Here is a 9,051-nt window from a genome sequence, read left to right on the forward strand (position 1 = left end):
CGACGAGGAGAGGGCCGGTACCACGGTGACCACCACGTACGATTTCTGGCTCGCCGGCCGCCGGGCGAGCGGTGACGCCGACTTCGAGGTGCACAACAGCTGGGACGGCCGCCTGGTCGGCAAGGTCAGCATCCCGACCGAGGCGCAGGTCGAGGAGGCGCTGGACGCCGCCGTGGCCGCGCTGCCGGTGTTCGCCGCCACCCCGGCGCACCAGCGGGCCGCCGCCCTGGACCACGTGGCCAAGCGGCTGGCCGAGCGCTCCGAGGAGCTCGCCCAGCTGATCACCGCCGAGAACGGCAAGCCGATCAAGTGGGCCCGCGGCGAGGTGGGCCGCGCGGTGTCGGTCTTCCGCTGGGCCGCCGAGGAGGCGCGCCGGACCAACGGCGAGACGATGCGGCTGGACACCGACCCGGGCGGCGTGGGCCGTTTCGCGCTGGTGCGCCGCTTCCCGCGCGGTGTGGTGCTGGGGATCGCCCCGTTCAACTTCCCGCTGAACCTGGTCGCCCACAAGGTCGCCCCGGCGATCGCGGTCGGCGCCCCGATCATCCTCAAGCCGGCCCCGGCGACCCCGCTGTCGGCGATGGTTCTGGGCGAGATCCTGGCCGAGACGGACTTGCCGGTCGGTTCCTGGTCGATCCTGACCGTGCCCAACGACCGGATGCCGGCCCTGGTGCAGGACGAGCGCCTGCCGGTGATCTCCTTCACCGGTTCGGACAAGGTCGGCTACCAGATCATGGACTCGGTGCCGCGCAAGCACACCACCCTGGAGCTGGGCGGCAACGCCGCGGCCGTGGTGCTCGCGGACTGGTCCTCGGAGGCCGACCTGGACTGGGCGGCCACCCGGATCGCGATGTTCGCCAACTACCAGGGCGGCCAGTCCTGCATCTCGGTGCAGCGGGTGATCGCCGACGCGTCGGTGTACGACGCGCTGGTGGAGAAGGTGGTGGCCAAGGTCGGCGCGCAGGTCACCGGTGACCCGAACGAGGACGCGACGGACGTCGGCCCGCTGGTCGACGAGAACGCCGCGAAGCGGGTGGAGTCCTGGGTGGACGACGCGGTCGCCAAGGGTGCCAAGGTGCTCACCGGCGGGACCCGCGAGGGCGCGACCTACGCCCCGACCGTGCTGGCCGAGCTGCCCGCGGACGCCATCCTGGCGAAGGCCGAGGTGTTCGGCCCGGTGCTGTCGCTGCACCGGGTGGAGGGCGTGGAGGAGGCCTTCGCGGTCGTCAACGACTCGCCGTTCGGGCTGCAGGCGGGCGTGTTCACCCACGACCTGCAGACCGCCTTCCGGGCGCACCGGGAGCTGGAGGTCGGCGGTGTGATCATCGGCGACGCGCCGTCCTACCGCGCCGACCAGATGCCGTACGGCGGCGTCAAGGACTCCGGCGTCGGCCGTGAGGGCGTCAAGTACGCGATGGACGACTACACCGTCGAGAAGGTCATGGTCCTCACCGGCCTCGACCTCTGAGGGTTCGACCGACGCGGGGCCCGGTCCGGTGCGGACCGGGCCCCGTGCCGTTCTCAGCCGTCGTGCCCGGCCGCGGCGGCGACGGCCTCGGCGACGGTGGCGTTCCCGGCGACCAGCTCCAGGGTCTGTCCGGCGGTGCCGGGCTCGCGCAGCAGCGCGGCCAGGACGGCGGCCACGTCGGCCCGGTCGACCGCGCCGCGGTCGACGGAGGGGGCGAGGCGGACCAGGCCGGTGCCGGGGCCGTCGGTGAGCCGCCCGGGGCGCAGCACCGTCCAGTCCAGCGCGGTGCGGGAGCGGACGGCGTCGTCGGCGGCGCCCTTGGCCCGCAGGTAGGTCTCGAAGACCTCGTCGGCGGGGTGGCGGGCGGCGGCGTCGGCGCCCATCGAGGAGACCATGAGGTAGCGCCGGACCCCGGCGAGTTCGGCGGCGTCGGCGAGCAGGACGGCCGCGTCGCGGTCGACGGCGTTCTTGCGGTCGGCGCCGCTGCCGGGGCCGGCGCCGGCGGCGAAGACCACCGCGTCGGTGTCGGCGAGCAGGGCGGCGAGCTGCTCGGCGGTGGCGGACTCCAGGTCGAGCACCAGCGGCTCGGCACCGGCGTCCACGAGGTCCCGGGCCTGTTCGGGGCGGCGGATGATCCCGGCGGGGCGGTCGCCGTGGTCGGCGAGCAGCCGTTCGAGTTTCAGTGCGATCTGTCCGTGACCCCCGGCGATGACGGTACGCATGGGTCCGACGGTAGCCCGAGCGGTGCCCGGTCGTCCTGGGCAAGGTCTCGGACAGGACACAATGGGCGCATGACTTCGCTCGCCCACCCGCAGCTGCGTTTCACGCCCACCGTGGCGGACCCCTCCGGCCCCCGGGAGCTGGTGATCCTCGGTTCCACCGGTTCGATCGGCACCCAGGCCATCGACGTCGTGCTCCGCAACCCGGACCGGTTCCGGGTGGTCGCCCTGTCGGCGGCGGGCGGCCGGGTGGAGCTGCTGGCCGAGCAGGCGCTGCGGCTGGGCGTGCACACGGTGGCGGTGGCCGATCCGGCGGCCGAGCCGGCGCTGCGCGAGGCGCTGGCGGCGAAGGCGGCGGGCCGGGCGCTGCCGGCCGTGCTGGCGGGGCCGGACGCGGCGACGGAGCTGGCCGCGACGGACTGCCACTCGGTGCTGAACGGCATCACCGGCTCGATCGGCCTGCGGCCGACGCTGGCCGCGCTGCGGGCGGGCCGGGTGCTGGTGCTGGCCAACAAGGAGTCGCTGATCGTCGGCGGCCCGCTGGTGAAGGCGGTGGCGAAGCCGGGCCAGATCGTGCCGGTCGACTCCGAGCACGCCGCGCTGTACCAGGCGCTGGCGGGCGGGACCCGGGCCGAGGTCCGCAAGCTGGTGGTGACCGCGAGCGGCGGCCCGTTCCGCACCCGGACCCGGGAGCAGCTGGCCGGGGTGACCCCGCAGGAGGCGCTTGCGCACCCCACCTGGGCGATGGGCCCGGTCGTCACGATCAACTCGGCCACCCTGGTCAACAAGGGCCTGGAGGTGATCGAGGCGCACCTGCTGTACGACGTGCCGTTCGACCGGATCGAGGTCGTGGTCCATCCGCAGTCGGTGGTGCACTCGATGGTGGAGTTCACCGACGGTTCGACGCTGGCGCAGGCCAGCCCGCCGGACATGCGGATGCCGATCGCGCTGGGACTGGGCTGGCCGGACCGGGTGCCGGACGCCGCCCCCGCCTGTGACTGGACCAAGGCGGCGACCTGGGAGTTCTTCCCGCTGGACGACGAGGCCTTCCCGGCCGTCCAGCTGGCCCGCGAGGTCGGCACCCTGGGCGGAACGGCTCCGGCGGTGTTCAATGCCGCGAACGAGGAATGCGTGGAGGCCTTCCTGAAGGGCCGCCTCGCCTTCACCGGAATCGTGGACACTGTTGCGAAGGTCGTGGCCGAGCACGGACAGCACGACGGCCGGGCGGCGGGGTCGGGAACTTCCCTGACCGTCGAGGACGTCCTGCACGCGGAGGACTGGGCGCGTGCCCGGGCCCGCGAGCTGGCGTCGGGCTGACGGGCCCCGACTCCGGAAGGCGGCGTCGGGTGCCGCCGGTACCCCGGTACCGGTGACGCCCGGCGCGGCACGGATCGCGGTACGACGAGACGATGAGCGGAGCGGCATGACGGAGGGCCAGCGGTGGCAACGGTTTTGACGGTGGTCGGCATCCTGGTCTTCGTGGTCGGGCTGCTCTTCTCGATCGCCTGGCACGAGCTCGGCCACCTCTCCACGGCCAAGCTGTTCGGCATCCGGGTGCCGCAGTACATGGTCGGCTTCGGCCCGACCATCTGGTCGCGCCGCAAGGGCGAGACCGAGTACGGCATCAAGGCGATCCCCTTCGGCGGGTACATCCGGATGATCGGGATGTTCCCGCCGGGCGAGGACGGAAGGATCACCAAGCGCAGCAGCTCGCCCTGGCGGAGCATGATCGAGGACGCCCGTGAGGCCTCCTACGAGGAGCTCCAGGAGGGCGACGAGGACCGGCTGTTCTACACCCGCAAGCCCTGGAAACGGGTCATCGTCATGTTCGCCGGGCCGTTCATGAACCTGGTCCTGGCGTTCGGGCTGTTCCTGACGGTCATGATGGGCTTCGGCGTCTCCATGGCGGTGCCGACCATCGGCTCGGTCGCCCAGTGCGTCGTCAAGGCCGGCCAGCCCACCGACACCTGCCCGGCCGACGCGCCCAAGACCCCGGCCAACGAGGTGGGCCTGCGCCAGGGCGACAAGGTGCTCTCCTTCGACGGCGACCGGATCCGCGACTACGACCAGCTCCAGGCGGACATCCGCAGGTCGGCCGGCAAACAGGTGGAGATCGTGGTGGACCGCGGCGGTCAGCGGCTCACCTTCGAGCCCACCATCGCCGTCAACGACGTGCAGAAGTACGACGGCAACGGCGTGCCGGTGAAGGGCCAGACCGTCCAGGCCGGGTTCCTCGGGTTCACCCCCCGGAGCGAAACCGTCCAGCTCGGCTTCGGGCAGTCGATCGACCGGATGTACGACATGGCCGAGAACGGGGTGAAGTCGCTGGCCGCCCTGCCCGGCAAGATCCCCGGCCTGTGGAACGCCGTCGTGGGCAACGCCCCGCGCGACCCGGACTCCCCGATCGGCATGGTCGGCGCCGCCCGGGTCAGCGGCGAGGTGTTCTCGCTCCACGAGTCGGCCGCCCAGCGGGTCGCGATCTTCGTGAACCTGCTGGCCGGGATCAACCTGTCGCTCTTCCTCTTCAACATGCTGCCGCTGCTGCCCCTGGACGGCGGCCACATCGCCGGTGCCGTGTGGGAGTCGGTCCGGCGCCGGTTCGCACAGCTTTTCCGCCGGCCCGACCCGGGCCCCTTCGACGTCGCCAAGCTGATGCCGGTGGCGTACGTCGTGGCCAGCATCTTCATCGGGTTCACCCTGCTGGTGATGGTGGCCGACCTGGTGAACCCGGTGAAGATCGGTTAGGACGTTCGGGTACGGCGGGTGTGCTGGGCGCTCCGACCGTGCCGTACCGTGGAGGCCGGGTGCGCGATCGTCCGCGCGCCCGGCCTCGGCCGTCCCAGCGGCCGGGCGGTCGACCACACCTCAACCCCGGGGAACCCTGCGCACATGACCGCGATCTCGCTCGGTATTCCGTCCCTGCCGCTCAAGCCGCTCGCCAAGCGCCGCTACTCCCGGCAGATCATGGTCGGCAACGTGCCGGTCGGCGGCGACGCCCCCGTCTCGGTGCAGTCGATGACCACCACGGTCACCTCGGACATCAACGCCACGCTGCAGCAGATCGCCCAGCTCACCGCGTCCGGCTGCCAGATCGTCCGGGTCGCCGTCCCCTCCCAGGACGACGCCGACGCGCTGCCGATCATCGCGAAGAAGTCGCAGATCCCGGTCATCGCCGACATCCACTTCCAGCCGAAGTACGTCTTCGCCGCGATCGACGCCGGCTGCGCCGCCGTGCGCGTCAACCCGGGCAACATCAAGGCCTTCGACGACAAGGTCGGTGAGATCGCCAAGGCCGCCAAGGACGCCGGGGTGCCGATCCGGATCGGCGTCAACGCCGGCTCGCTCGACAAGCGGCTGCTGGAGAAGTACGGCAAGGCCACCCCGGAGGCGCTGGTCGAGTCCGCGCTGTGGGAGTGCTCGCTGTTCGAGGAGCACGACTTCCGCGACATCAAGATCTCGGTCAAGCACAACGACCCGGTCGTGATGATCCAGGCCTACCGCCAGCTCGCCGCCGCCTGCGACTACCCGCTGCACCTGGGCGTCACCGAGGCCGGGCCGGCCTTCCAGGGCACCATCAAGTCCGCGGTCGCCTTCGGCGCGCTGCTCGCCGAGGGCATCGGCGACACCATCCGGGTCTCGCTGTCGGCCCCGCCGGCAGAGGAGATCAAGGTCGGCAACCAGATCCTGGAGTCGCTCGGGCTGCGCCAGCGCGGGCTGGAGATCGTCTCCTGCCCGTCCTGCGGCCGCGCCCAGGTCGACGTCTACAAGCTCGCCGAGGAGGTCACCGCCGGGCTGGAGGGCATGGAGGTGCCGCTGCGGGTCGCCGTCATGGGCTGCGTCGTGAACGGGCCGGGCGAGGCGCGCGAGGCCGACCTCGGGGTCGCCTCCGGCAACGGCAAGGGGCAGATCTTCGTCAAGGGGCAGGTGATCAAGACCGTTCCCGAGTCGAAGATCGTCGAGACCCTGATCGAGGAGGCGCTCAAGCTCGCCGAGCAGATGCAGGAGGAGGGCGTCGAGGCCGGTTCGCCGACCGTCGTCGCCGCGGAGTGACCGCGGGGCGGTCACGTCGTGGGGTGACCGCCCGGGGGTCCGAACGCAGGTGCGGTGAAGTCTTCCGGAAGCGGGGCCGTCCGTTCGCGGACGGCCCCGCGGCCGTAGCCGGGTGGGGCCACGGAGTAGGGTGCGGCCAGAGTCGTCTCAGTGAGGTGCTGTCTCGATGATCGATCGAGGTGTGATGCTCCCCAGCTCCTTCCAGGCCGCCCGGGCGCTGGCCACCACCCGCGTGCTGGAGCCGCCCGACCTCGCGGACGCCTTGGAGATCCTCCACCGCGACCCTGTCGCCAACGCCTTCGTCGCCACCCGGGTCGAGGCCGTCGGGCTGGACCCGTGGCGGCTCGGCGGGGAGATGTGGGGCTGGTACGACGGGGACGGCGTGCTCGACGCCCTGTGCTACGCCGGGGCCAACCTCGTCCTGGTCAACGCCGGGCCGCAGGCCGTCGCGGCCTTCGCCGAGCGGGCCCGACGACAGGGCCGGCGCTGCTCCTCCATCGTCGGGCCGGCCGGATCGACCGCCGCCTTCTGGGCACTGCTGGAACGCAGTTGGGGGCCCGCGCGTGAAGTCAGGGGACACCAGCCGCTGTTGGCGACCTCCTCGCCGTCCGCGGAGATAGCGCCCGACCCGCTGGTGCGGCGGGTACGGCGCGACGAGGTGGAGACGCTGATGCCCGCGTGCGTGGCGATGTTCACCGAGGAGGTGGGGGTCTCCCCGCTGGCCGGCGACGGCGGACTGCTCTACCAGGCCCGGGTGGCCGAACTCGTCACCACCGGACGGTCGTTCGCGCGGTTCACCGAGGACGGCCAGGTGGTGTTCAAGGCCGAGATCGGGGCGGTGACCGAGGGGGCCTGCCAGATCCAGGGGGTCTGGGTGGCGCCCGAGTACCGGGGGCGGGGACTGTCCGAGACCGGGATGGCCGCGGTGCTGGACATCGCGCTGAGGGAGGTGGCGCCGGTGGTCTCGCTGTACGTCAACGACTTCAACCTGCGGGCGCGGGCGGCCTATCGGCGGGTGGGGTTCCGCGAGGTCGGGGCGTTCATGAGCGTGCTCTTCTGAGGGCGCTGCGGCGAGGGGGGCTGTGTGGCGCGGTTCGCCGGTGCTTCGCCGGTTGTTGGGTTCCGATCTTCGGCCGCGCCACGGGGCGGCTGGTAGTAACGTCCGGAGCATGGATCAGCTGACCGGGGTGACGATCGGGGCCATCGACCTTGCGGCCTGGGCGCCGCAGGCGCTGGAGGTCCAGGCGGTGGCGTTCGGCCTCACCCCCGAGGAGGTCGCGGTACGGCTGCACATCGTCGGACGGCACGCCCTGCAGCCCGGGGTGATCGCGTTCGGGGCGATGAGCGGAGGGCGGCTGGTCGGGTTCGGGTACGGGATGCCGAACCAGCGGGAGCACTGGTGGAGCACCGTCATCGAGCCGTACCTGACCGCCCGGGGGTACGAGGACTGGCTGGACGGCGTCTTCGCGATCACCGAACTGCACGTGCTGCCCGAGTTCCAGGGGCAGGGGGTGGGGACGCGGCTGATCCGGCTGCTGTGCGAGGGCTCGGGGCTGGAGCGCAGCATCCTGTCGGCGATCGACGCGGAGACGCCGGCTCGACGGCTCTACCGGTCGCTGGGGTACCGGGACTTGGCGCGGGCGGTGCGGTTCCCGGCGACGGACCGGCTGTACGCGGTGATGGGGGCGCGGCTGCCGCTGCGGGGGGCTGGGGGCGGCGCTTAGGCCGGTACCGCTCAGAGGTGTCCGGCGAACTCGAGGTGGAGTTCGGCGTCTTCGCGGCGGCCCGTGGCCAGGTCGCGCAGGGCCAGGTCGACGGCCCGGAAGAGGGTCCAGCCGCGTAGCCGCTCCCGGTCGACGTCGAGGGCCTCGGCGAGCTGGTGGAGCCGGCGGCGGACGGCCGCGGGGGCGCCGGGGGAGCCGAGCAGGGTGTCCGCGCGGTCGAGCACGAGGCGGGCCAGGTCGTAGGCGCGCTCGCCGGTGAGCGGGCGGGGGTCGATCGCCAGCCAGGGGGCGCGGTCGGCGGCGAGGACGTTGCCGTGGTGGAAGTCGCCGTGCAGCAGGAAGGTCTCGGCGGCGGAGCCCGTCAGCTCCTCGGCGGCGGCCATGGCCTCCTCGACCAGGGGCTTGGCGGCGGCTGCGGCGGGATCGGTGCGGTGCTCGGCGAGACGGGCGGCGGTGTCCGCGGCCCGGTCGGCGAGGGTGGGCAGGGGGCTTCCGGCGGGCGGCTCCACCCAGAGGCGGTGCAGCAGGCTGGTGGCCTCCAGCATCGCCTTCGGCTCGGCGAGCGATCGCAGCGGAATCTCGCCGTGCAGCCGTTCCAGCAGGAGGACGCCTTCGGCGGGGTCGGCGTCCAGGAGGAGTACGGCTCCTCTGCCGGCCCAGTGGGTGAGGGCGGTGTGCTCGTGGGCGGTCTCGGGGGTGACCAGGCCGGTCTTGAGGACGGCGGGGGAGAGGTCGTCGCGGTGGACGTAGGCGATGAGGCTGAGGCTGCCGCCGGGGTCCAGGGTGCGTTCGAGGGTGAGGTTCCAACGGGTCAGGTGGGCGGCGGCCCTGGAGGGGAGGGTGGCCAGCCACTGGCGGCCTTCCTCGCCGTGGGCGGCGGTGACGGTGGTCGTCAGCCAGGTGGGGACGGTGAGGTGGGGTGCTGCTCCCGACATGCCCGGGCCTTCCGCTCAGTGCTTCCCCTTGAGTGGGGTGGCTTGTCCATTGTGGGCGATGTGGGGGGTTGGTGTTTGGGGGGTGGGCTTTCGGGAGGGTGGGTGGCCGGGGGGGGGGGGGGGGGGGGGGGGGGGGGGGGGGGGGGGGGGGGGGT

General features: G+C 72.7%; 8 protein-coding genes. 6 read left to right on the forward strand and 2 right to left on the reverse strand.

The window, feature by feature from the left end; translation table 11 throughout:
• The first annotated feature begins 25 nt into the window (after positions 1-25).
• The gene (locus ACH4J0_RS39475; protein ID WP_396246024.1) at positions 26-1,468 is read left to right on the forward strand and encodes an aldehyde dehydrogenase family protein; all 1,443 of its coding nucleotides are present in this window, start codon (positions 26-28) and stop codon (positions 1,466-1,468) included.
• Positions 1,469-1,521: 53 nt separating this feature from the next.
• On the opposite strand, the gene ACH4J0_RS39480 is transcribed toward ACH4J0_RS39475, so the two are convergent.
• Positions 1,522-2,190 (reverse strand): NAD(P)H-binding protein, encoded by a 669-nt coding sequence (locus ACH4J0_RS39480; RefSeq protein ID WP_396246025.1) that lies wholly within the window; start codon positions 2,188-2,190, stop codon positions 1,522-1,524.
• Positions 2,191-2,259: 69 nt separating this feature from the next.
• Between ACH4J0_RS39480 and dxr the strand changes: the two genes are divergently transcribed.
• The 5 genes from dxr to ACH4J0_RS39505 all read left to right on the forward strand — a co-directional run bounded on the left by dxr (position 2,260) and on the right by ACH4J0_RS39505 (position 7,961).
• Positions 2,260-3,504, forward strand: a complete 1,245-nt coding sequence (gene dxr / locus ACH4J0_RS39485) for a 1-deoxy-D-xylulose-5-phosphate reductoisomerase (RefSeq protein WP_396246026.1) — start codon at positions 2,260-2,262, stop codon at positions 3,502-3,504.
• 123 nt (positions 3,505-3,627) lie between these two features.
• Positions 3,628-4,932 carry a M50 family metallopeptidase gene (locus ACH4J0_RS39490; RefSeq protein ID WP_396246027.1) on the forward strand — a complete coding sequence of 435 codons (1,305 nt, stop codon included), beginning with the start codon at positions 3,628-3,630 and terminating at the stop codon, positions 4,930-4,932.
• A gap of 144 nt (positions 4,933-5,076) precedes the next feature.
• On the forward strand, positions 5,077-6,237 hold the full coding sequence (gene ispG, locus ACH4J0_RS39495; protein WP_030290407.1) for a flavodoxin-dependent (E)-4-hydroxy-3-methylbut-2-enyl-diphosphate synthase: 1,161 nt from the start codon (positions 5,077-5,079) through the stop codon (positions 6,235-6,237).
• 184 nt (positions 6,238-6,421) lie between these two features.
• Entirely contained in the window at positions 6,422-7,297 is an 876-nt protein-coding gene (locus ACH4J0_RS39500; RefSeq protein ID WP_396246031.1) for a GNAT family N-acetyltransferase, read from the forward strand.
• A gap of 109 nt (positions 7,298-7,406) precedes the next feature.
• Positions 7,407-7,961, forward strand: coding sequence for a GNAT family N-acetyltransferase (locus tag ACH4J0_RS39505; protein ID WP_396246028.1), 555 nt, complete (start codon positions 7,407-7,409; stop codon positions 7,959-7,961).
• Between the two features lie 11 nt (positions 7,962-7,972).
• On the opposite strand, the gene ACH4J0_RS39510 is transcribed toward ACH4J0_RS39505, so the two are convergent.
• Positions 7,973-8,896, reverse strand: coding sequence for an aminoglycoside phosphotransferase family protein (locus ACH4J0_RS39510; protein WP_396246029.1), 924 nt, complete (start codon positions 8,894-8,896; stop codon positions 7,973-7,975).
• Between the last annotated feature and the right edge of the window lie 155 nt (positions 8,897-9,051).

The organism is Kitasatospora sp. NPDC017646 (assembly GCF_044329365.1).
Lineage (GTDB): Bacteria > Actinomycetota > Actinomycetes > Streptomycetales > Streptomycetaceae > Kitasatospora.